Raw genomic sequence first — 22,889 nt, forward strand, 5'->3', positions numbered from 1 at the left:
CGGGGGTCTAGAGCCTGTCCTGCAAGTCGTCCCGCTCCCCCGAGCCGGCGCGCCACCCCCACGTCCCGGACCCCCGCGCCCCCGCGTCCCCGTATCCGCGTGAGCCAGCCGGCGTGGCCGGGTTTTTCGCGTTTTGTCACCTTGATGCGCGAAAGAGCGCTCCCACTTCGCATCAAGGTGACAAAACGCGAAAGGAGGGGCGGGTGGGTGAGGGCGCCAAGCGGGGTGGTGAGGGCGCCAAGGGGGTGGGGTGGTGTTGCCACGTGCAGGACACGGTCTAGAGCCCTCGGCGGGCCAGCTCGGTCAGCAGCGCGCGGTCCCCTGCGCACTCGCGCTTCAGCTCTTCCAGGTAGCGGTGGAACTTCGCCCGCCCGTCGTCGGCGGTCTTCTCCCACGCGAGGCCGAGGCCGTCCAGCAGGTCGGCCACCTCGGCCGCGTGCTCGGCGCCGCCGACCGCGACCCGCCTGCGCACCAACCGCCGGTAGACCGGCAGCACCTGCTCGGGGTGCCGCATCACGCGCTCCTCGGCCAGCGCGGCCCACACGTGGTCGGCGCAGCCGTGCTCGGTCGCCGCCCGCCAGGCGGCGTCGATCTCCCCGTCCCACATCAGGATCTGCACGAGCACGGAGTTGCGGGTGGTGTCCTCGGCCTGGGCGCGCAGCCACCGCCTCGCCCACTCCCGCTGCGCGGGCCACCGGTCGGCGCGGTCGGCGACGGTGCGCAGCCGGAGGTAGGTGTCAAGGCCCGGCCAGTCGCGGAAAGCGTTGCGCGCCAACTGCAACGCCCGTGTGGTCTTGCCGAGTCGCAGGCAGGCGTCCACCGCGACGTCGACGAGCCGGACCTCGGCGCGGCTGCCCTGGGTGGCGACCAGCCCGCGCTCCACCCACGCCAGCGCCTCCGCGGTGCGCCCGGCGTCCTCCAGCACGGTGGCGATCCGGAGGTACTGCCACGGCGTGGACAGGTCCGTCGCCAGCCACTGCACCTCGACGTCGACGTCACCGGTGTACAGCGCCAGCTCCTCCATGAGCCGGACGACGGCCCACCGTCTTCGGTCGTAGCGCGGGGTGCGGCCGAACGGGACGGTCGGCAGCTCGCGGCAGGCCCGGCGCGCGGTTCTGCGGTAGGCGGCGATCCCCTCCGGCCCCAACGCCTCGGCGTACTCGCTGAGCGCGACCTCGGGGCCGTCGGGGTAGTTCAGCTGCAACCGGACCAGCCAGCTCGCCAGGCGGTGCGGGTCGGGCCGGCTCCTGCGGCACGCGAGCGCGTGGGCGGACAGCGCCTGCTGCATCAGCTCCGGCAGCTCGCCCGCGTTCCCGGTGACCTGCTGCGCCGCCGAGCACAGCACCTCGACCACCTGTTCGGCGAAGTCGACCGCGTGGTCGGCCCTGCCGACACCGGCCTGCTCGCGCAGCGACCGGACGACCTCGCGCAGCCGGACCCAGTGGTCGGCCTCCCGTTCACCGTCGAACGGCGGCAGTCCACCGCGCAGGCCCCGCAGTGCTGCCACGCCGTAAGGCTCATCGCCCCCAATGCCGCCCACTTGCTGAATCAAACCGCAACCCGCCCGGTCCGCGCCCGAGTTGACTCCGAAGAGAGCAGTCCCAGCGCCCGAACGGCGGCACCCGGGGGTACCGCCGTTCGGGACGTGATCAATCGGTGATCAGGACGTGGTGTGCGCGGGGACGGTGCGCGTGGTGCCCGAGACGGTCCAGATCGTGTAGGCGATGGCGTTGGTGTGCCGCTCCAGCGACTGCGCGTTGATGTTGCTCGTGGTGTCGCAGGACTGGTGGTAGCACTTGTCGAAGGCCACGTTGGCCTGGCCGCCCCACTTCTGGGCCTGCGCGGCCGTCTTGCGCACCTCGGCGCCGCTGAACGTGCCGCCGGTGGGGATGCCCGCCCGCGCGAAGGCCGCGTGGTCGGAGCGCCCGCCGACGTTGGTCGTCTCGGTCGGCACGTTGATGGACGTGAAGTACGCCTCGAGCGTTTGCTGCAGCTTCTCCGACCCGGCGGGCTGGCCGCTGGAGGAGTAGACGAAGTACGCCGGGTTCGGCGAGCCGGTCATGTCGAAGTTGACGTAGCCCTTGATCTTGCTCTTCTCCGCGGCTGGCAACGTGTTCACGTAGTTGGTCGAGCCGACAAGGCCCAGCTCCTCCGCGCCCCACCAGCCGAAGCGCAGGTGCTGCTTCGGCTTGAGCTGCTGCTTGGACACGGTCAGCGCGACCTCGAGCAGACCGGCCGAGCCGGAGCCGTTGTCGTTGATGCCCGGTCCGGCGCCGACGCTGTCCAGGTGGCCGCCCGCCATCAGCACGGAGTTCTCGTCGCCGCCCGGCCAGTCGGCGATCAGGTTGTAGCCCTTGGTGCCCCAGTTGGTGAACTCCAGCACCTTGGTCTGGTATCCGGCCGCGTCCAGCTTGCCCTTGACGTAGTCGACCGACGCCTTGAAGCCGGGCTTGCCGTGCGCCCGGTTGCCGCCGTTCGCCGTCGCGATCTGCTGGAACTGGTTCAGGTGCTCCTGCACGGCCGCGACCGGGATCGTCGGCGCGGCGGCCACCTCGACGGTGGCGGCGCCGCTCGGGGTGGCGAGGACGCCCAGGGTCAGGGTCGAGGCAAGGGCAACCGAACCGAGTGTCGCTCGGATCTTCACTGTATGACCTCCCAGCAGGGTGGACGCCACTCTTGTCAGTGACGCAGAGATCACCGGGAGTGTCCGCGACCGCTCGGGGGCGGCGGTAGGGACTTTCGAGGGGTGCTGTTCACTGTCTGCAAACACGCTGAAGAGTCGGCCGTTGAACGCGCAACGCCCGCGCACCATGCCTGCCTTTGACGTTGTTGTCCCCAAGGCCGCCTGTGGGCGCACGCGCGCCGTGCGAGTTCGAAATACGCCCCGCACAGACGAAAAGGGCGGCCCCGACCATGCGGGACCGCCCCTTCCGATGGGTGCTGCTACTGCTCGTCGGACAGCTCCGTGGTGTCCTGCCGGGCGACCATCGGCGGGGTCGCCGCGCCCAGCGCCGGGGTGTCGGCGGCGCTGGAGGAGGTACCCAGCGGACCCGGAACCTCCTTGCGCGCCACGGCTTCCGCCTCCTGCACGGCCTTGGCCACGTGCGGGTCGGGCGCGGTGTCGAACCAGCCCGCGGTCGAGTCGTCCTCGTCCTCGGGGCGCGGCGCGGGCGTGTCGTCGACGGGCGGCTCGTAGCGGAAGACGCCGTCCTCGCCCTTGCTGCCGAACATCTTCGCGAAGCCCTGCAACGCGTCGCCGAACTGGCTGGGCACCATCCACACGGTGTTGGAGTCGCCCTGCGCCATCTGCGGCAGCGTCTGGAGGTACTGGTAGGCCAGCAGCTCCGGCGTCGGCCTGCCCGCCTTCACCGCGGCGAAGACCTTCTCGATCGCCTTGGCCTGGCCCTGCGCCTGGAGGTAGCGCGCGGCGCGCTCACCCTGCGCGCGCAGGATGCGCCCCTGCCGCTCACCCTCCGCGGCGAGGATGGCCGCCTGCTTCTGGCCCTCCGCCGACAGGATCGCGGCCTGCTTCTGCCCCTCGGCGGTCTTGATCGACGCCTCCCGCTGGCCCTCGGCGGTGAGGATCATGGCGCGCTTCTCCCGGTCGGCGCGCATCTGCTTCTCCATCGAGTCCTGGATGGAAGGCGGCGGGTCGATCGCCTTGAGCTCGACCCGGGAGACCCGGATGCCCCAGCGGCCGGTGGCCTCGTCGAGCACGCCGCGCAGCTGGCCGTTGATGGAGTCGCGCGAGGTGAGCGTCTCCTCCAGGCTCATGCCACCGACGACGTTGCGCAGCGTGGTCGTGGTCAGCTGCTCGACGCCGATGATGTAGTTGGAGATCTCGTAGACCGCGGCGCGCGGGTCGGTCACCTGGAAGTACACGACGGTGTCGATGGAGACCGTCAGGTTGTCCTGGGTGATCACCGGCTGCGGCGGGAAGGACACCACCTGCTCGCGCAGGTCGATCCGGGCGCGCACCTTGTCCAGGAACGGCAGCAGGAAGTTCAGTCCGGGAGCGGCGACGGCGCGGAACCGACCGAGCCGCTCGATGACGGCGGCCTGCGCCTGCGGGATGACCAGGACCGCCTTGGCGACGGTGACCAGCACCAGCAGGACGATGACCGCCACGACGATGAGCGTGGCTGTTGCGGCTTCCACTTAGTCCTCCGACCAGACGATCGCTGTTGCTCCGGAAATGCTCATCACGGTCACGGCGCTGCCGGGTTCGAGCACCTGGGTGTCGTCGTAGCAGCGGGCCGACCAGACCTCGCCGCCGAGCTTGATCTGCCCGCCATTGCTGTCCACAGTGGACAGAACAACGGCCTTGGCGCCGACGAGCGCCTCGGTGTGCATCTTCATGGAGTCCCCGGCAAGCAACCGCCGCTTCAGCGCGGGGCGGACGAGGGCGAGCAGGGCAAGCGACGCCGCTCCGAACACCAGGGCGTCCACCAGCAGCGCGGCGCCGAGCGCGGAGGAGCCCGCGGCGGCGAGAGCGGCAAGGCCGATCATCAGCAGGACGAAGTCCCCGGAGAGCACCTCGGCTGCGATCAGCAGCACGCCGGCGATCAGCCACAACAGAGCGGCCATGTCCTCATCGTGGCAGACCCCCCGCTCCCCCGCCGGGACCAACACTCCCCGTGACCGAGGTGTGATCTTCCCTGCCCCTGAGTGACCCCGTCAGGGGACGGTGACGAAGTCGATGAGGTGCTCGACGGCGGTGAGCAGCGGGGGTTCCAGGTCGCGGAAGCCGGTGACCGCCGAGAGCACCCTGCGCCACCCGTCCGCGGGCTCGCCCCAGCCGAGGCGGGCGCAGACGCCCTCCTTCCACGGCGTGCCCTTGGGGATCACCGGCCACTCCCGGATGCCGAGGACCGAGGGCTTGACCGCCTGCCAGACGTCCACGTACGGATGGCCGGTGACCAGGACGTTCTCGTCGGTCACCGCCGCGACCACGCGGGACTCCTTGCTGCCGTCGACGAGGTGGTCGACCAGAACGCCGAGCCGCCGACGAGGGCCGGGGCCGAACTCGGCGACCAGGGCCGCGAGGTCGTCGACGCCGTGCAGCGGCTCCACCACGACGCCTTCCACCCGCAGGTCGTGGCCCCAGACGCGTTCGACCAGCTCGGCGTCGTGGATGCCCTCCACCCAGATCCGGCTGGCCGCGGCGGTGCGGGCGCGCAGGCCCTCCACCCGGACGGAGCCGGAGGCGCTGACGCGGGGCGCCGCCGACGGGGCCGCCGGGCGGACGAGGGTGACCGGCTCGCCGTCGATGAGGAAGGCGGCCGGGGTCATCGGGAACAGCCGCCGCCTGCCCGCGGCGTCCTCCAGCAGCACCGAGCCGGACTCGACGCGCACCACCGCGCCGCAGAAGCCGCTGTCGGGGTCCTCGGCGACCACACCGGGCTCGGCAGGCACCTCCGGGACGACACGTCGTTTGCGCGGGGTGGACAGGATGTCCTTGCCGTAGTTGAAGGAACGCACGGCGAGAACGTACCGGTATCCTCGGTCGACGTGTCCGTTCCCAGCGCAACCATGGCCGTGTGGGCCTCCGCCTGGCTGCACGGCTCGGCCGCGGCCGACGACGTGCTCGACGCCCTCGCCGCGTGGGGTGAGCTCCAGGAGGTCGTGGCCGCCGACGAGGAGACCGCCGACCGCACCGGGCTCCCGGTCGACGGGGAGCGCGCCGCCGGAATGGCGCTGTGGCTCGCCGCGCTGCGCGGGCTGGGCGCGGACTCGGCGGCGTTGGTGCTGCCCGTTCCCGGCGACGTGCGCGGGCTCGGTGGCGCGGGACCGTTGGTGCGACCGGCTGTGGAACGCGGCGAGGCCGCCGTGTTCGGCAGGGCGGGGCTCGCGGCCGTTCCCGAGGACGTCGCCGACGGGGTGCTGCGGTGGACGGTGTTCGCGGTGCCCGGCTCGCCCGGCGCGGACCACACGCCGATCGGCGAGGCCGAGCACGGGATGACCGTGGCCGTGCGCGAGGCCGCCGCCACGCTGGTGTCACTGGACGTCGCGCGGCACCGGCCGAACGTGCGCGCGGAGATCGCCGAGTTCATCTCGTCGCGGCCGAGGCTGGCGTGGCCCCCCGGGATGCCGCCGCGCTCGCTGCGGGTGCTGGAGCGGGCGGTCGAGGTCGAGGCGATCCTGCGCGCGGCACTCGGGGACGGCGAGGGCGGAGCGGTGTCGGCGTCGGCGGTCCGGGCGCGCGGCGAGGCGCTGCGCCCGCTGGCCGACGCGGTGCGCGGGGCCAGGTGCGCCGCGGTGGCCGAAGCCGTTCGGCTGCTCGCCGGACAGCACGGTGGACAGTTTCACTGAATCACAGCAGTGGACTGTCCATAATCGGTACGAATTTCCGACTTCGGGGTTGAACCACCGGGATCGGCGAGCCACCATTCGGCGGATCGCCTTTCACGGGGGGTGTCGATGACGTACACCGAAGAACCGGTGCGACCGACCTGGCTGGACGGACTTGAACGCGTGCACAGGCTCACCTCGCGCGAATACGAGGTATTCCTGCTGTTGGTCAAGGGCAGTTCGAACCAGGAGCTCGCGGATTCGCTGAGTTTGACCGAGCGCACCGTTCGCGCGCACCTCACCCAGATCCTGCAGAAGCTCGAACTCGGCTCCCGGCTGGAGGCGTGCCTGCTGTCCTACGCCCATTCCAGCCGCTTACACGCGTAGAGGGTCAGCATGCCGACCACCTCGGTCTTCTACCCGGTGGAGGTGGCTCGGCCCTCGGCCGTGGCGCCCTTCGCCGAGCTCGTCCAGCGCGGCCCGCTCGCCCGCCTGTGGCTGGGCCAGTCCACCCGGCTGGAGACCCACCAGGTCCTGGCCTACCTCGCGGGTGCGGGGCTGACCGTGCCGATGGGCACGGCCGTGACGCTGCTGCCGCTGCGCCATCCCTACGAGGCCGCGGTGGAGGCGCGGTCGCTCGCGGCGCTCACCGGGCAGCCCTACGTCGCGGGTTTCGGCGCGTCGTGGCCGCTGTTCGTCGAGAGCCTGCTCGGTGAGCCGTACGCCAGTCCCAAGCGTGCCACCTGCGAGTACCTCGCCACGGTCCGCACGTTGCTGGACGGGGAGATCCACCAGCGGCACGGCGCGCTGGTGCCGATGGAGCACCCGCCGGTCGAGGTCGGCGCCGGGGTGCTGCGGCCGGCGATGGCCAGGGCGGCGGGAGCGGTCGCCGACGTCGCGATCACCTGGATGACGCCGCCGGAGTACCTCCGGGACACCCTCGTCCCCGCACTGCGCGAGGCCGGGCGGAACCCGAGGGTGGCCACCGTGGTGCACGTGGCGACCAAGCAGCCAGGCCGCGACCCGAGGCGGCTCGCCCGGCTCGGGGCGGTGGGGCACCTGCGGCTGCCGCACTACGCGGAGATGGCGCGGCTGGCCGGGCTGGACATCGACCCGGCGGACCCGGCGGGCTGCGCGGCGGCGCTGGTGGACTCCGGCGTGTTCGTCAGCGGCACCGAGGAGGAGATCGGCGAAAGGCTCGCCCAGTACCACGCCGCCGGTGTCGACGAGATCATTCTCAACCCGTGCGGCGTTCTCGCGGCCGAAGGAGCCGCGGCCGCCCTCGCCGATGTCACCCGAATCGCGGAATGTGCACAGAGATCTTGATGGCTTCGTGACCTGATCATCGGAGTTTCTGAACGAGGACTGTCGCCGACGACAATGGCGGCACACTCGGAAGCCGGGTCAGGATATTTCCCGTAAACGGTTTTCCATTCTCGCCCCGGCGCACACATGGGGCCTTCGAAAGGTATGGGGAAATGAACTCTGCCCACTCCGGTGACCAGTTCGACCTCGACGTCCGGGTCGCCACGCCCGGCGAGTCCGTCGAGGCGCTGTCGATCACCAGCGCGCTGACCCGCCTGGTCTGCACCCGGGTGACCTGCCGCAGCTGCACCTGCCTGAGCTGCATCACCCAGTGCCCGATCGGCTGCTGATCACCGCGTGACGCGAGCCGGGGACCGCCGGTCAGGCGGCGGTTCCCGGCTCAACCGCTCCCCCATCGAAGGAGGGTCCCCGTGACCGTCGCACACCCGGCGTTGGCGGCCGAAGCGCTGCGCGGTGCAGCACTGCTCGCCTCGCGGCTGGCCGATCCGGACGTGGTCGAGGCCGCGGTCGCGGAGTCGGAGCAGAGCTCCCGCTACCCCTTCGGCTGGGGCGGGCCTTCACTGTTCGCCGGGCACGCGGGAAGCGCGCTGGTCTTCCAGAACGCCCACCGCGCGCAGCCGGAGCGGGCGGAGCACTGGAGAGCGCTGGCCCACCAGCAGCTCGTGCTCGCCGCGCAGACCAGCTTCGACGTGCCGCTGGACAACCCCGGCCTGGCCGCGGGAACGGCCGGCCTCGCGTTCGCCTTCGCCGACTCCGCCACGGAGGAACCCCGCTACGGCGCGACCCTGGCCAAGCTCAACGCGCAGCTCGCCGAGCAGGTGACCGGCACGGTGACGTGGCGCGCCGAGGACGGTGTGAAGGACAACGACTACGACGCGGTGCAGGGCGCCTCCGGCACGCTGGGCTATCTGAGCCTGTTCGGCACCGACCTCGCTCCGGACGTGCAGAGCGCCGTCGATGTGCTGGTCAACGACCTCATCTGGCTGTGCGCGCCGCAGGAGCGGCGGTGGTTCATCCCACCGCGCCACTACCCGATCGAGGACTACAACGAGCCGTATCCGCACGGCTACGTCAATCTCGGGCTCGCGCACGGCATCCCCGGTCCACTGGCCGCGCTGTCCTTCGCGTGGCGCGCGGGGCACCGGCACGAGGGGCTGATCGAGACCGTGCGGCATCTGACCGACTACCTCGTCGGCGTGCCGTGCGAGGACGAGTGGGGCCGCAACTGGCCCGGCGGAATCCCGCTCACCGAGGACGGCGCGGAGAACCGCGGGCGCCTCGGGCGAGCCCGGACCGCGTGGTGCTACGGCGCTCCCGGCATCGCCTGCGCGCTGCTGAACGCGTCGATCGCGTTGCAGGACAACGAGGTCCGTGAGATCGCCGTGGACGCTTTCGAAGCCGTGCTGCGCAGGTTCACCGCCGCCGGGCGCATGGACGGCGCGACGCTGTGCCACGGAGCGGCGGGGCTGCTGGCGATCGCGGCGGCCTTCGACCGGCAGACCGACAGCGCCGAGATCCGGGACGGCATCGCCGCGCTCACCGAGCACGTGCTGTCGCACTGCGACGAGCACCTGTTGCTCGGCGTCCAGGACTACGAGGAAGCCGGTGTGCTGCTTGACAACCCCGGCCTGCTCACCGGTTCGGCCGGGGTCGCGCTGGCGTTGTGGTCGGCGGCGGGTGCCGGTGACGCGCGGTGGGAACGCGCGTTGCTGATCGGATGACCGAGCGGGGAGGGCACATCATGTCAGGACAGGTCTACCGCGCCGCGGGTTTCTTCATGCTGCGCACTCCCACGCTGCCTGTGGACGAGTTCCTGTCGATCACCAGCGGCTCGCGGGAGGATTCGCGGCGGCGGCTGCGCGACCTCGCCGGGACACCACGGGTTCGGCAGGCGTTGCACGTCGCGAGCCCCAGCCTGACCGCAGGGCTCGCCCACCTCGACGCCGAGTCCAAGAAGTCCGAGCGGGCCTACTCGTCGCTGCTGCGCTATGTCACGAGGATGTCCACCCGCCCGACGCCCTACGGCCTGTTCTCGGGCATCGGCGTCGGGAACTTCGGCTCAACGACGTCACTGCGCCTGGCCGCCGATCCCGTCGGGCGTACGCGGACGCGCGCCGACGTCGGGTGGCTGCTGAACCTGGTGAAGCACGTCGAGAGCGGCGACCTCGACCAGCTCAGGGTTGTGGTCAACCCGATGCTGTACCGGGTCGGCGACCGCGCGGTGCTGCCGTTCGCCGACGTGCACGGCCAGGCGGACAACCGCCTCGTCGGCTTCCGGTTGACCGTTCCGGCGGAGATCGCGTTGCGGTCGGCCGGGATTCCCGGAACCACGGTCGCGGAGATCGTGCAGCGGATCGTCGGCGAGGTGCCGGGTGCGACGCCGGAGAAGGCACTGGGCCTGGTGACCCAGCTGCGCGATCTGCACGTGCTGGTCAGCGACCTGCGTCCGGCGATGTCGGTGGCGCTGCCGGAGCAGGACCTGCTCAAGCGGCTCGACGGCCTGGATTCCACTGTGGACATCCAGGAGGGTCTTCGCACCACACGTGTTCTCGCGACCGCGGTGGACGACCACGACGGCACCGCACCAGTGTCCGTTGTGGACGAACTTTCACAGCACCAACGCGCGATGACTCCCGGCCACACCAAGGAGACCTTCCAGCTCGACACCGCATTGGCGCTCACCGCCTCCGAGCTGAACGAACTGGTCGGCGCCGACGCGGCGGACGCTGCCGAGGTGCTCCTGCGGATCAACGGCGCACCGCAGCGCCCGGAGCACATCGTGGAGTACCACAACGCTTTCCTGGAGCGGTACGGCGTCGAGTCGGAGATCCCACTGCTGGACCTGCTCAGCCCGGAACGCGGACTGGACGCGCCGAGCACGTACACGATGCCGCCACGTGCATTCCCGCTGCCGGCGGTGCCGCAGGAGCACAGCAGCCGCCAGCGTGACGCCGTGATGACCGGGCTGCTCGCGGGGGCGTTGCACCGGGGGCAGCACGAGATCGAGTTGACCGACGACCTGGTGGAGCGGCTCACCGCGTGGCGGCCCGGATCGTCCGGCCCCCGCGTCCGGCCGTCGCTCGACCTCTACGCGCAGGTCGCGGCCCGCTCACGGGAGGCGCTCGACGCGGGCGACTACCGGCTGGTCGTCGCTCCGGGTTCGATGACCGACGGAGGCCGCACCTTCGGCCGGTTCTTCGACCTGGTCGACGAACCCGCGCTGGCCGACCTCCAGGACTTCGCCCGCGCAGAGGAGAGCCTCTGCCCCGACGTGGTCTTCGCGGAGCTGAGCTTCGTCTCGCCGCACGGGCGCGGTGGCAACGTCACCGCCCACCCGCCGATCCGGCGCTACGAGATCTGCGTGAACACCTCGCCATCGGTACCGCAGGAACAGCGGATCGCGCTCACCGACATCATGGTCGGCGCGACCGCCGAACGCTTCTACCTGCGTTCCCGGCGGCTGGGCAAGGAGATCGTGGTGACGCAGGGGCACATGCTCACCCCGGTCAGCGCGCCGAACGTCTGCCGGTTGCTGCTGGAGCTGTCGATGGACGGCCTGGCACCGCTGGCGGGCTTCGACTGGGGCAGCGCGGCCGCTTCGCCGTTCCTGCCGCGTGTCCGCCGTGGCCGAACCGTGCTGCACCCGGCGCAGTGGAGCATCTCCGCGGGCACGGACATCGAGCAGTGGCGGCGGGAATGGCGCGTGCCGAGGTACGTCTACCTGGTGTTCATGGACAACCGGCTGCTGCTGGACCTGGACCACCCGATGTGCGTCGAGGAGCTGCGCGGCGAGCTGAAGCGGACCGCGAACCGGGTCGTGCTGCACGAGCTGCTCCCGGACTTCGACGACGCGTGGTTGTCCGATGTGGACGGACAACGGTACTTCGGCGAGGTCGTGGTGCCGATGCTGGCCCAGGACCCCGCTCTGACACGGCGTTCCGCTGTTCCCTCCATTGTGGACAGCCCGACGGGCGAGCGGCGCAGGCAGGTCGGCGACGAGTGGCTCTACCTGAAGCTCTACTCGGCGGGCACGCAGCACGACGACGTTATCAGCGGGCCGCTCCGCACTCTGGTCGCCGAGCTGGGCGAGGCGATCGACCGGTGGTTCTACGTCCGGTACTGCGACCCCTATCCCCATCTGCGCCTGCGCTTCCGCGTGCCGGACGAGACGGCCCGACCGGCGGTGATGGCGCACTGCGTGGCCTGGGCGCGGCAGCTCGTCAGTGCCGGCTTGGCCGCCGACATCGCGTTGACCGGCTACGACCTGGAGCTGGAGCGCTACGGCGGCCCCGAGGCGTTCGACGCGGTCGAAGCGACCTTCGAGGCGAACAGCGCGGTCTGCGCCGGCCTTGTCGGCTACCTGCGGGCCAACCCGGACCTGAGCCCGGAGGCGGTGTCCGTGCTCGCGCTGCACTCGCTCTACCGCGACTGGGGCATGGACCCGCTGACCAGCATCCACTCCCCCGGCGAGGGAGTCTCCGACCGGGCGCGCAAGCGGTTCAAGGGGTTGCGCCCCCTCCTGTGCGATCTGCTCGAACCGTGGGACGCACATCCGGACCCGTTGGCGCGCAAGCATCTGGACGCCCTGAGCACCATCCTCTCCGGACAGCGGGACGCGCTGGCGGCGGCGGGGGCGCGGGTGCGCGAGGTGGCCGCGGCCGGTGAACGCCGGATTCTCGCGAGCCTGGGGCACATGCAGGTCAACCGGCTGCTCGGTATCGACCAGGAACGCGAGCGAGAGTGCCACGAGCTGTGGTCGCTGGCGCTGCGCATGATCAAGGGACGGCCCGCGTGAAGGATCGTGGCAACTGGGTGAGGGCCCTGAAGCTGCTGTGGGAGGTCAGCCCCGGCCACGTCAGCGGCGTGCTCGCCGTCGCGGTCGCGAGCTCGGTGCTGCCCGCGTTCACGGTGCGGCTGACCACCGAAGCCGTCCAGGGGGTCGCGGACGCGATCAGCGGCACCGGTTCCGCCGACGCCGCTTTCACCGCGGGCGCGATGCTGGCGGGGCTGATGGTGCTCAGCCACGTGCTGCTGACCGGCCGGAACTACCTGGAAACGTTGTTGCAGCTGCGCATGGCCAACACCGTCAACGAACGGATCATGGCGAAGGCCACCCGGTTGCAGCTGGAGCACTTCGAGGACTCCACGACCTACGACCAGCTCCAGCGCGCGAGCCGGGAGGCGGCGTTCCGGCCGTACCAGATCTTCGCGCACCTGATCGGCGTGGTCTCCAGCGCGGTGTCCCTTGCTGCCGTGAGCGCCGTGCTGCTTTCCTGGGACGTCAGCGTGGCCGCGGCGATCATCCTCGCGCCGCTGCCGTCGATGGCCGCGATGGTCTTCTACAGCCGCGTCGGCTGGAAGATCGAGAACGACCGCTCGGCCGACCGCCGCCGCACGACGTACTTGCAGTACCTGGTCACCAACGACCGCACGTTCAAGGAGACGCACCTGTTCGGCCTCGGGCCGCTGTTCCTGGACCGCTTCCGGGGCATGATCGGTGAGTTCTACCGGGTGGACCGCTCCCTGGAACGCCGCCAGGCACTGGTGTCCGGACTGCTCGGGCTGCTCAGCGTCGGCGCTGCCGTGGGCGCGGTGCTCTACGCGCTGCGCGTGACGCTCGACTCCGGCCAGGTCGGCCAGTTCGCGGGATACCTCACCGCGATCACCGTCGTGCAGGGTTCGGTGCAGGCACTGGTCGCGGGGCTCGCGCAGCTCTACGAGCACAACCTGTTCCTGGGCAACCTCTTCGGCTTCCTCGACATCGCCGAACGAGCACCGACCAGCGGCGCCCGGCCGTTCCCCGCCCAGCTGTCCAAGGGGATCGAGTTCCGTGACGTGTCCTTCAGCTACCCCGGTACCAGCACGCCGGTGATCTCCCAGCTGAACCTGACCCTGCCAGCGGGCCGCTGCGTCGCGCTCGTCGGGCAGAACGGCGCGGGCAAGACCACGCTCGTCAAGCTGCTCGCCCGGTTCTACGAGCCGACCAGCGGGCAGATCCTCGTCGACGGCATCCCGTTGGCGGACTACGACCTGGACGACCTGCGCGCCCACATCGGCGTGATCTTCCAGGACTTCGTGCAGTACGAGGCCACCGCGCGCGAGAACATCGGCTTCGGCCGCGCATCCGCCCTCGACGACACCCCGGCGATCCGGGCGGCCGCATCGCGGGCGGACGCACTGTCCTTTGTGGAGGATCTGCCGAAGGGGCTCGACACCCAGCTCGGCCGGTGGTTCGACGGCGGACGCCAGCTCTCCGGCGGCCAGTGGCAGAAGGTCGCCCTGTCCCGCGCGTTCCTCCGCGACGCCCCGATCATGGTGCTCGACGAGCCCACCGCGGCGATCGACGCCGCCGCCGAAGCGGAGATCTTCAGCCGTCTCACCGAGCTGGCCGGTGGTGCGACGACGCTGATGATCGCGCACCGCTTCTCCACGGTCCGGGTGGCCGACCACATCGTGGTGCTCGACCGGGGCCAGGTGCTGGAGGAGGGCTCCCACTCCGAGCTGATGGCGGTCGAGGGCATGTACGCCAAGCTCTTCCGCCTCCAGGCCGCCGGGTACCTGGACGACGTCCACACCACCTGACCCGGTTCGCGGCCGCGGAAAAGAGTTTCACCATTCGCCCACGGCCGAGGTGTCCACATCGGACTGAAATGTGAGCGGGACCCCTGCACCACCGCTGACGTGCCACGACGACGAACCAACCCGGCGCGGGCTTCGATGTCTTCGAACCCGCGAATGCGGCTCACCGAACACGGCTGCACAGTGATGCCCGGGACGGGTCATCCCACCGTCCTGGATTCGTCGCACAGCGAAAGGTGCAGCACCATGAACCCCGACCAGTCGGCCATGGACCAGTTCGACCTGGACGTCCGGGTGACCACCCCCAGGGAGCTCGCCGGCGCCGACGCGCAGCAGTTCGGCACGACCACCCTGTGGAAGTGCACCATCACGAACAACTGCGGCATCACCACCTCCGCGCCGAACAACTGACGGCACGGTGGGGCCCGCATCCCACCCGGGTCCCACCGACCGGCGGCAGAAGACTCACCATTCGGCCGTGGTCGAGATGTCCACATCGGACCGAAGCGTGAAGAATCTTCTGCCACGGCGGCTGAGAAGCCCCGATGAGTCGTCGGGCCGGTCAGGGCATCGACGTCTTCGAAGCTCTGCTGCGGATGGACCATCGCGCCTGCACTGTGAGGTCCGGAACGGGGACCACCAAACCCGTTCCGGACCTGTCGCACGAAGAAAGGCGCAGTGCCATGAACCCCGACCAGTCCGCCATGGACCAGTTCGACCTCGACGTCCGGGTGACCACTCCGCGCGAGCTCGCCGACGGCTTCGCGGCCGGTGGGATCTCCACGGCGGGGTGCACCTCCGGGATGATCTGCTCGACGCCGTTCGTGGCACCCGGGAACTGATCGCGCGAGGGGCCCCGAACGCCGTTCCGGGTCTGTTTTCCCGTCAGCCGGAAGCCTGGGATTCGGGGGTTCGAACCGGGATTGCCCGCAGCCGTGCCGCACCCCCACGGTGCTGTCCTTGAAGTTGCACGACGCCGATGTCGCACAACCCCAAGGAAAGGTGCGCGCGCATGAATCCCGACCAGTCCGCACTCGACCAGTTCGACCTGGACGTCCGGGTGACGGCCCCCAGTGAGCACCTCGAAGCCGAGACGCTGTCCCTTTCGGTGTTCGCGTGCAGTCTGCGATGCACCATCGTCGGCTGCTAGCGACCTCTTTCCCTCGCAACACCAACGGAAAGGCACGAGGCAATGAACCCTGACCAGTAGTCCATGGACCAGTTCGACCTCGATGTGCGCGTGGCCAGCCCGCGTGAGCTCGCCGACGCCGAGGCGCTCGCCACCAGCAGCCCGATCACCAGCTGCAAGGCGTGCCCGCCCGGCGTGCGCTGAGCATGTGACGCGACCCGGGTGGCGCACACCGCGTCATCCGGGTCCACTCCCAAGGAGACCATGACGTGCACCCGGCACTCGCGGAGCGCGCTCGGGACGCGGCGGAGCTGATCCTCACCCGCCTGGCTGATCCCGCCGTCGTCGCCGAGGCCGTCGTGGCCTCCCAACGGTCTTCGCGGTATCCCTTCGCCTGGGGCGGTCCCGCGCTGTTCACCGGGCACGCGGGCAGCGCGCTGGCCTTCCAGGCCGCCCACCGCGCCTTCCCCGCCGAGGCTGAGCACTGGCGGAAGCTGGCGCACCAGCACCTGGTCACCGCCGCGCACAGCAGCGCCGCCGAACCGCTGACCCACCCCGGCATCTCCTCGGGGACCGCTGGGCTCGCGTTCGCCTTCGCCGACTCGCTGCACGAGGAACCCCGCTACGGCGGCACGCTGGACAAGCTCAACACGCTGCTCGCCGGGCAGGTGAACGACGCCCCCAGCTGGCGATCCGTCGACGGTGTGCGCGACAGCTCCTACGACGCGATCACCGGCGCGGCAGGCACCTTGGGGTATCTGAGCCTGCTCACCAACCCTGACCATGTTGTGCGACAAGCACTTGAGTCCCTGATCGACGACCTGGTCTGGCTCTGCGCCCCCGGTCAAGGGCGGTGGTCCATCCCACCACACCTCTATCCACTTGAGACTTACCGGGAGAAGTACCCGCACGGCTACATCAACCTCGGCCTGGCACATGGCATTCCCGGTCCGCTTGCCGCGCTGTCCTTCGCCCATCGGGCCGGGTACCGGCGGGATGGACTCGTAGACGCGATCCGGCACACCGCCGAGTTCCTGATCGCTGTGGACTGCGAGGACGCGTGGGGCCGCAACTGGCCCTGGGGCATCCCGTTGACCGAAGCAGGAGATGAGGATCGAGGCCGCCTTGAGCCCGGCAGATCTGCCTGGTGCTACGGCGCCCCCGGTGTGGCGTGCGCATTGCTGAACGCGTCCATCGCTTTGCGGGACAACGAGATTCGCGACGTCGCGGTGGACGGTTTCGAGGCCACATTGCGGCGCGTGGACGTACTTCCCGAGGCTCCACTGTGCCACGGGGTCGCCGGGCTCCTCGCCATGTGCGTGGTGTTCGCCCGTGAGACCGGGAGCGAAGCGGCCCGAATCTGTGTCGACGCGCTGACAGAGCAGGTGCTCTCGCACTGCGGAGAGGACCTGCCGCTCGGCGTGCGGGAGTTCGAGGGACCCGCCCTGTTGGACAACCCCGCGCTGCTCACCGGCTCCGCTGGGGTGGCCCTTGCTCTCCTCGGCGCGACGGGTGACATCGGCCAGCAGTGGGAACGCGCGCTGTTGATAGGTTAGAAAGCTTGGGAGCCAACAAGATGGCGGGTCAGGAACCGATCTACCGCGCGGCGCGGTTCTTCATGCTGCGCACACCGACGCTGCCCGCGAGCGAGTTCCTGGCGCTCACCGGCGGTCCGCCGGAGGACACCCGGCAGCGGTTGCGCGAGCTGGCCGAGGTGCCTCGCGTCCGACAGGCACTGCACGTGGCCAGTTCCAGCCTCACCGCCGGGCTCGCACACCTCGGCTCCGATTCGAAGAAGTCCGCCCGCGCGTACTCGTCGCTGCTGCGCTACCTCACCCGGATGTCCACCCGGCCCACTCCGTACGGGTTGTTCTCCGGGGTCGGCGTCGGCCGCTTCGCCGAGCGGACCACTCTGACGCTGGCCGCCGACCCCGTTGCGCGCACCCGCACGCGGGCCGACCTCGGCTGGCTGCTCACCGTGATCAAGCAGCTCGACGAGGTCCCGGAGCTTCCGGACGAGATGCGGGTGGCGGTGAACCCGATGCTCTACCGGGTCGGCGACCGCGCGGTGCTGCCCTACGCCGACGTGCACGGGGAGTCCGACAACCGCAACATCGGGTTCCGGCTGACCACGCCCGCCACGATCGCCGTGCGGATGGCCGGGGAGCCAGGCACGACGGTCGGCGACATCGTCCAGCGAATCGTGGGTGAGGTCCCCGGTGCGACTGAGGCCAAGGCCCGCGGGCTCGTCACGCAGCTCCGCGATCTGCACGTGCTGACGAGCGACCTGCGTCCGACGATGACCGTCGCGCTGCCGGAACAGGATCTGCTCAAGCGGCTGGACCAGAGCGAGGTCCGGGACGGTCTCCAGCGAACCCGTGTCCTTGCCTCAGCCGTGGACGAGCGGGCCGGCAACGCCGAAGTGTCCATTGTGGATGAACTGGTGCGGCAGCAGCGGGCCATGGCGCCGGAGCACACCAAGGAGACGTTCCAGCTCGACACCGCCTTGGCGATCACCGAACCCGACCTGTCCGAGCGCGTCGGCGCGGACGCTGCCGAGGCGGCCGAGCTCCTGATGCGGCTGGGTTCCACGCACAAGCGCCGGACGCACATCGTCGAGTACCACACCGCTTTCCTCGAACGGTACGGGCTCGGCGCGGAGATCCCGCTGCTCGACCTGCTCAGCCCCGAGCGCGGGCTCGACGCACCCAGCACCTACACGATGCCGTCGCGGTCCACCCCGCTGCCCCTGGTGTCGAGCGAGCGCGACGTCAGCGGCGGCAAGCGCGATCTGACGCTGACCTCCGTGCTCGCCGAAGCACTGCACCGCGGTCAGGACGAGATCGAGCTGACCGATGAGCTGGTGGAGCGGCTGACGGTCTGGCGGCCGTCGGAGAAGGGGCCTTGCCCGCGACCGTCGCTGGACCTGTACGCGCAGGTCGCCGCCACGTCGCGGCAGGCGGTGGATGCGGGCGACTACCGGCTGGTCGTCGCTCCCGGCACGATCTCCGACGGCGGCCGCACGTTCGGCCGGTTCTTCGACCTGGTCGACGAGTCCGCGCTCGCCGAGCTTCAGGAGTTCGCCAGGGGCGAGGAGGCGCTCTGCCCCGATCTGGTCTTCGCCGACCTGAGCTTCGCCTCCCCCAGGGGCCGCAACGGCAATGTCGCCGTCCACCCCCAGGTCCGGCGTTACGAGATCTGCGTGAACACCGCGCCGTCGGTCCAGGAGGAACACCGGATCCTGTTGTCAGACATCGTGGTCGGTGCCACCGCGGAGCGGTTCTACCTGCGCTCGCGGAAGCTGGACAAGGAACTGCACGTCACCCAGGGACACATGCTCAACCCGGCGACCGCCCCGAACGTGTGCCGCTTCCTGCTGGAGCTGTCCGAGGACGGGTTCGCCCCGCTGGCCGCCTTCGACTGGGGCACCGCGTCCGGTTCTCCTTACCTGCCGCGTGTGCGGCGCGGTCGGATCGTGCTCTCCCCCGCGCGGTGGCGGCTCTTCGCGCACCAGTTCCCGAAGGGCGGCAAGGAGTTCGCGGACGCGGTGCACCGTTGGCGCCAGGAATGGCGGGTGCCGCGGCACGTCTACCTCGCGGTCCTGGACAACCGGCTCGCACTGGACCTGGAACATCCGTTGTGCGTCGAGGAGCTGCACGCGGAACTGGCGCGGGCCAAGCGATCTGATCCGGACCAGCCGGTGGTGCTGCACGAGCTGCTTCCCGGCTTCTCCGAGACGTGGTTGTCCGATGTGGACGGCCGGGGATACTTCTCCGAGATCGTCGTGCCGATGCTCGCCAAGGGCTCCGAGATCGTGCGCCGGAGCACGCCGGTCTCCGACTCCCGCCCCGCCGGCACAGTGGGGTCACGGCGTCGGCTGGTCGGCGACGAGTGGGTCTACCTCAAGCTGTACTCGGCGCTGGCACAGCACGACGACGTGGTGTCCGGCCCGATGCCGGAGCTCGCCGCCGTATTGCGCGCGGAGGGTCTGATCGACCGCTGGTTCTTCATCCGCTACAGCGATCCCCATCCACACCTGCGTTTCCGGCTGCGAGTACCGGACCCGGCCGCCATCCCCTCGGTGATGGCGCGCGTGCTGGCCTGGGGACGGCAGGTCGTGGCGGCCGGGATGGCCAACGACATCGCGTTGGCGAGCTACGACCTGGAACTGGAGCGCTACGGCGGCCCCGACGCGTTCGACGTCGTCGAAGGCACGTTCGAGGCCAACAGCGCGGTCTGCTCCGCCCTGGTCAAGTACCTGCGCGCCAATCCGGACCTCTCGGCGGACGTGGTGTGCGCGCTGGCCCAGCATTCGCTGTGCCGCGACTGGGGTGCTACTCCGTCCACTGTGGATGCTGTGTCGGACCGGGCACGAGCGCGGTTCAAGGAGATCCGCACGATGCTGTGCGACCTCCTTGAGCCGTGGGACGCGCACCCCGACCCGGCGGCGCGCGAACACCTGTCCGCGTTGACGACGATCCTGGCCGAGCAGCGCGAGTGCCTGCGCGCGGCCGGGCAGCGGGTTCGGGAGCTCGCCGAGTCCGGGCGCCTGGTCGGCACCGAGAGCCGCGTCCTGGGCAGCCTGGCGCACATGCAGGCCAACCGGCTGCTGGGCATCGACAACGAGCAGGAAAACGAGTGCTACCAACTGTGGTCGCTGGCGCTGCGACTGATCAAGGGACGCCCCCGGTGAAGGACCGGGGCAACTGGACGCGGGCACTGAGGCTGCTGTGGGAGGTCAGCCCCTGGCACGTCGGCGGCGTGATCGCGCTGGCGGCGCTCGCGTCGCTGCTGCCTGCCGCCACGGTTCAGCTGACCACGCTCGCCGTGCAAGGCGTCGCGGACGCGGTGAGCAGCAGGGGCGCGCAGGAGGCGGTGGACCGGGCGTTCACCGCTGGTGTCGTGCTGTCGGTGTTGATGGTGCTCACCCACGTCCTCACGATCGGGCGGGGCTACCTGGAAACCCTGCTCCAGCTGCGGATGGCCAACAACGTCAACGAACGGATCATGGCCAAGGCCACTCGGCTGCGGCTGGAGCACTTCGAGGACTCCACGACCTACGACCGGTTGCAGCGGGCCAGCCGCGAGGCGGCGTACCGGCCGTACCAGATCTTCGCGCACCTGATCAGCACCGTGTCCAGCGCCGTGTCGCTGGTCGCGGTGAGCGCGGTCCTGTTGTCCTGGAACGTCGGCGTCGCCGTCGCGATCCTGCTGGCCCCGTTGCCGTCCATGGCGAGCCGGGTGTTCTACAGCCGGGTCGGCTGGAAGATCGAGAACGAGCGGTCGGCCGACCGTCGCCGGGCGACGTACCTGCAGTACCTGGTGACCAACGACCGGTCCTTCAAGGAGACCCACCTCTTCGGGCTCGGCCCGCTGTTCCTCGGCCGCTACCGTGACCTGATCGGGCGCTTCTACCGGGTGGACCGCGATCTGGAGCGCAAGCAAGCGGTGGTGTCAGGACTGCTCGGACTGCTGAGCGTCTGCGCGGCGGTCGGCGCGGTGCTCTACGCGCTCGCGGTGACGATCGACTCCGGCCAGGTCGGCCAGTTCGCGGGATACCTGTCGGCGATCACCCTGGTGCAGTCGACGGTCCAGCTGCTCTTCGGCGGCCTCGCGATGCTCTACGAGCACAACCTGTTCCTGGGCAACCTGTTCGGCTTCCTGGACATCGAGGAACGCGCACCGGTCAGTGGCGCCAAGCCGTTCCCGTCCGTGCTGCGCAAGGGAATCGAGTTCCGCGACGTCTCCTTCACCTACCCCGGCACGGACAGCCCGGTGCTCTCCCGGCTCAACCTGACGCTGTCAGCGGGGACATGCGTGGCACTGGTGGGGCAGAACGGCGCGGGCAAGACGACGCTGGTCAAACTGCTCGCGCGGTTCTACGAGCCCACCGGTGGCCAGATCCTGATCGACGACGTCCCTCTCGACGAGTACGACCTCGAAGACCTGCGGGCGAACATCGGCGTGATCTTCCAGGACTTCGTGCAGTACGAGGCGACCGCACGCGAGAACATCGGCTTCGGCAGGGCGGGCTCCCTGAACGACACCGACGCCATCCGGGACGCGGCGGGTCGCGCCGATGCGCTGTCCTTTGTGGAGGGACTGCCCAACGGGATCGACACGCAGCTCGGTCGCTGGTTCTCCGGTGGGAGCCAGCTCTCCGGCGGCCAGTGGCAGAAAGTGGCCCTGTCCCGGGCATTTCTGCGCGACGCCCCGATCGTGGTGCTCGATGAGCCGACGGCCGCGATCGACGCCGCCGCCGAGGCGGAGATCTTCGCGCGGATGGCCGAGATCGCCGGGCGCGCGACGACGCTGCTGATCGCGCACCGCTTCTCCACGGTCCGCGTCGCCGACCACATCGTGGTCATCGACCGCGGCCAGGTGCTCGAAGAGGGTTCGCACGGCGACCTGATGGCGGCGGACGGCGTCTACGCCAAGCTGTTCCGCCTTCAGGCCGCCGGCTACCTCGACGACCCGATCAGCTCGTAGGACGGGCGGGGCGGCGCTGCGGCTCACAGCACTGCGGCGCGCACGGGGCTCCGTTGACGGTGCACCCGCCAACGGGCAGCGTGGAGAGCTTGCGCGCGGGGATGCCCTCGGTGTGCTCGCGGACCAGCTCCACGACCAGTTCGGCGAAGCGCGGGTCCGGTCCGGCGGTCCCGGCGCGCGCCCAGGACATGCCCAGCTTCTCCGCGTGCTCGCGGGCCTCGGTGTCCAGGTCCCAGATGACTTCGAGGTGGTCGCTGACGAACCCGATGGGGCAGGCCACCACGGCGCTGACGCCCTCGGTGTTGAGCGCGTCCAGGTGGTCGACGATGTCCGGCTCCAGCCACGGCACCTGCGGCGGGCCGGATCGGGACTGCCACACGACGTCGTGCTGCGGCATGTCGGCGGCGAGGGAGACCAGGCGCGCGGCCTCGGCGATCTGGCGCGAGTAGCGGTGACCGCCCTCGGCGGGCGGACCGGAGGCGCGGTCGGCGCTGGTCGGCACGGAGTGCGCGGTGAAGACCAGGCGCGCGGTGGCGCGGCGGGCCTCCGGCAGCTCGGCCCGCGCCGCGAGCACCGCGTCGGTGCACGCGTCGACGAACAGCGGGTGGTCGAAGAAGTGGCGCAGCTTCACCAGCTCCGGCGCGGACTCACCGACAGCCGCGCGAGCGCGTTCGATGTCCTCGTCGTACTGGCGGCAGGCGGAGTAACCGCCGTAGGCGCTGGTCGCGAAGACCAGGGCGCGCTTCACACCGTCGGCGGCCATCTGCGCGACGGTGTCCTCGACCATCGGGTGCCAGTTGCGGTTGCCGAAGTAGACCGGCAGCTCGGTGCCGCGCTTCGCGAGCTCGGCGCGCACCGCGTCGATGATCTCCCGGTTCAGCCGGTTGATCGGCGAGACGCCGCCGAAGTGCTGGTAGTGCTCCTCGACCGCGTCCAAGCGCTCCGGCGGGACACCCCGGCCGCGCACCACGTTCTCCAGGAAGGGCCGGACCTCGTCCGGCCCCTCGGGGCCACCGAAGGACAGCACGAGCAACGCGTCAACACTCACGTGACCCATCCTGCCCCTCGGCGACCC

Annotated in this window: 20 protein-coding genes; 14 read left to right on the forward strand and 6 right to left on the reverse strand. The window is 70.4% G+C overall.

Annotation, left to right across the window (positions count from 1 at the left end):
* Positions 1–277: 277 nt before the first annotated feature.
* The 5 genes from ACFFQA_RS07865 to ACFFQA_RS07885 form a co-directional block, all read right to left on the reverse strand.
* Positions 278–1,507, reverse strand: a complete 1,230-nt coding sequence (locus ACFFQA_RS07865) for a hypothetical protein (RefSeq protein WP_377851008.1) — start codon at positions 1,505–1,507, stop codon at positions 278–280.
* A gap of 153 nt (positions 1,508–1,660) precedes the next feature.
* Positions 1,661–2,644, reverse strand: a complete 984-nt coding sequence (locus ACFFQA_RS07870; RefSeq protein ID WP_377851009.1) for a M28 family metallopeptidase — start codon at positions 2,642–2,644, stop codon at positions 1,661–1,663.
* A 299-nt stretch (positions 2,645–2,943) separates the two neighbouring features.
* A complete protein-coding gene (locus tag ACFFQA_RS07875) occupies positions 2,944–4,158 on the reverse strand; it encodes an SPFH domain-containing protein (protein ID WP_377851010.1) in 1,215 nt (404 codons plus the stop codon).
* Complete coding sequence (locus tag ACFFQA_RS07880) at positions 4,159–4,587, reverse strand: NfeD family protein (RefSeq protein ID WP_377851011.1); 429 nt, start codon at positions 4,585–4,587, stop codon at positions 4,159–4,161. It abuts the gene before it with no gap.
* A 90-nt stretch (positions 4,588–4,677) separates the two neighbouring features.
* Entirely contained in the window at positions 4,678–5,481 is an 804-nt protein-coding gene (locus ACFFQA_RS07885) for a DUF3097 domain-containing protein (protein ID WP_377851012.1), read from the reverse strand.
* Positions 5,482–5,511: 30 nt separating this feature from the next.
* Between ACFFQA_RS07885 and ACFFQA_RS07890 the strand changes: the two genes are divergently transcribed.
* From ACFFQA_RS07890 to ACFFQA_RS07955, 14 genes are all read left to right on the forward strand, one after another.
* On the forward strand, positions 5,512–6,312 hold the full coding sequence (locus ACFFQA_RS07890) for an Rv1486c family protein (protein WP_377851013.1): 801 nt from the start codon (positions 5,512–5,514) through the stop codon (positions 6,310–6,312).
* Between the two features lie 108 nt (positions 6,313–6,420).
* Entirely contained in the window at positions 6,421–6,678 is a 258-nt protein-coding gene (locus ACFFQA_RS07895) for a response regulator transcription factor (protein ID WP_377851014.1), read from the forward strand.
* Between the two features lie 9 nt (positions 6,679–6,687).
* The gene (locus ACFFQA_RS07900) at positions 6,688–7,617 is read left to right on the forward strand and encodes an LLM class flavin-dependent oxidoreductase (protein ID WP_377851015.1); all 930 of its coding nucleotides are present in this window, start codon (positions 6,688–6,690) and stop codon (positions 7,615–7,617) included.
* A 152-nt stretch (positions 7,618–7,769) separates the two neighbouring features.
* The gene (locus ACFFQA_RS07905) at positions 7,770–7,946 is read left to right on the forward strand and encodes an FDLD family class I lanthipeptide (protein ID WP_377851016.1); all 177 of its coding nucleotides are present in this window, start codon (positions 7,770–7,772) and stop codon (positions 7,944–7,946) included.
* An 81-nt stretch (positions 7,947–8,027) separates the two neighbouring features.
* Complete coding sequence (locus tag ACFFQA_RS07910; RefSeq protein ID WP_377851017.1) at positions 8,028–9,338, forward strand: lanthionine synthetase C family protein; 1,311 nt, start codon at positions 8,028–8,030, stop codon at positions 9,336–9,338.
* A gap of 20 nt (positions 9,339–9,358) precedes the next feature.
* Positions 9,359–12,412 (forward strand): lantibiotic dehydratase, encoded by a 3,054-nt coding sequence (locus ACFFQA_RS07915; RefSeq protein WP_377851018.1) that lies wholly within the window; start codon positions 9,359–9,361, stop codon positions 12,410–12,412.
* 17 nt (positions 12,413–12,429) lie between these two features.
* The gene (locus ACFFQA_RS07920) at positions 12,430–14,199 is read left to right on the forward strand and encodes an ABC transporter ATP-binding protein (protein WP_377851019.1); all 1,770 of its coding nucleotides are present in this window, start codon (positions 12,430–12,432) and stop codon (positions 14,197–14,199) included.
* Positions 14,200–14,442: 243 nt separating this feature from the next.
* Positions 14,443–14,607 carry an FDLD family class I lanthipeptide gene (locus ACFFQA_RS07925; RefSeq protein ID WP_377851020.1) on the forward strand — a complete coding sequence of 55 codons (165 nt, stop codon included), beginning with the start codon at positions 14,443–14,445 and terminating at the stop codon, positions 14,605–14,607.
* A 134-nt stretch (positions 14,608–14,741) separates the two neighbouring features.
* On the forward strand, positions 14,742–15,038 hold the full coding sequence (locus tag ACFFQA_RS07930) for an FDLD family class I lanthipeptide (protein WP_377851021.1): 297 nt from the start codon (positions 14,742–14,744) through the stop codon (positions 15,036–15,038).
* Between the two features lie 170 nt (positions 15,039–15,208).
* Positions 15,209–15,346 carry an FDLD family class I lanthipeptide gene (locus tag ACFFQA_RS07935; protein WP_377851023.1) on the forward strand — a complete coding sequence of 46 codons (138 nt, stop codon included), beginning with the start codon at positions 15,209–15,211 and terminating at the stop codon, positions 15,344–15,346.
* A gap of 63 nt (positions 15,347–15,409) precedes the next feature.
* Positions 15,410–15,529, forward strand: coding sequence for an FDLD family class I lanthipeptide (locus tag ACFFQA_RS07940; protein WP_377851024.1), 120 nt, complete (start codon positions 15,410–15,412; stop codon positions 15,527–15,529).
* A 65-nt stretch (positions 15,530–15,594) separates the two neighbouring features.
* Complete coding sequence (locus ACFFQA_RS07945; protein ID WP_377851025.1) at positions 15,595–16,881, forward strand: lanthionine synthetase C family protein; 1,287 nt, start codon at positions 15,595–15,597, stop codon at positions 16,879–16,881.
* Positions 16,882–16,886: 5 nt separating this feature from the next.
* On the forward strand, positions 16,887–20,018 hold the full coding sequence (locus ACFFQA_RS07950) for a lantibiotic dehydratase (RefSeq protein WP_377851026.1): 3,132 nt from the start codon (positions 16,887–16,889) through the stop codon (positions 20,016–20,018).
* A complete protein-coding gene (locus ACFFQA_RS07955) occupies positions 20,015–21,814 on the forward strand; it encodes an ABC transporter ATP-binding protein (RefSeq protein ID WP_377851028.1) in 1,800 nt (599 codons plus the stop codon). Before ACFFQA_RS07950 ends, ACFFQA_RS07955 begins: the two co-directional genes overlap by 4 nt.
* On the opposite strand, the gene ACFFQA_RS07960 is transcribed toward ACFFQA_RS07955, so the two are convergent.
* Positions 21,804–22,862 (reverse strand): ferrochelatase, encoded by a 1,059-nt coding sequence (locus tag ACFFQA_RS07960; protein WP_377851029.1) that lies wholly within the window; start codon positions 22,860–22,862, stop codon positions 21,804–21,806. The two genes, ACFFQA_RS07955 and ACFFQA_RS07960, sit on opposite strands and share 11 nt — an antisense overlap.
* Positions 22,863–22,889 lie beyond the last annotated feature (27 nt).

Origin of the sequence: Allokutzneria oryzae (assembly GCF_042429765.1) — a bacterium.
GTDB lineage: Bacteria > Actinomycetota > Actinomycetes > Mycobacteriales > Pseudonocardiaceae > Allokutzneria > Allokutzneria oryzae.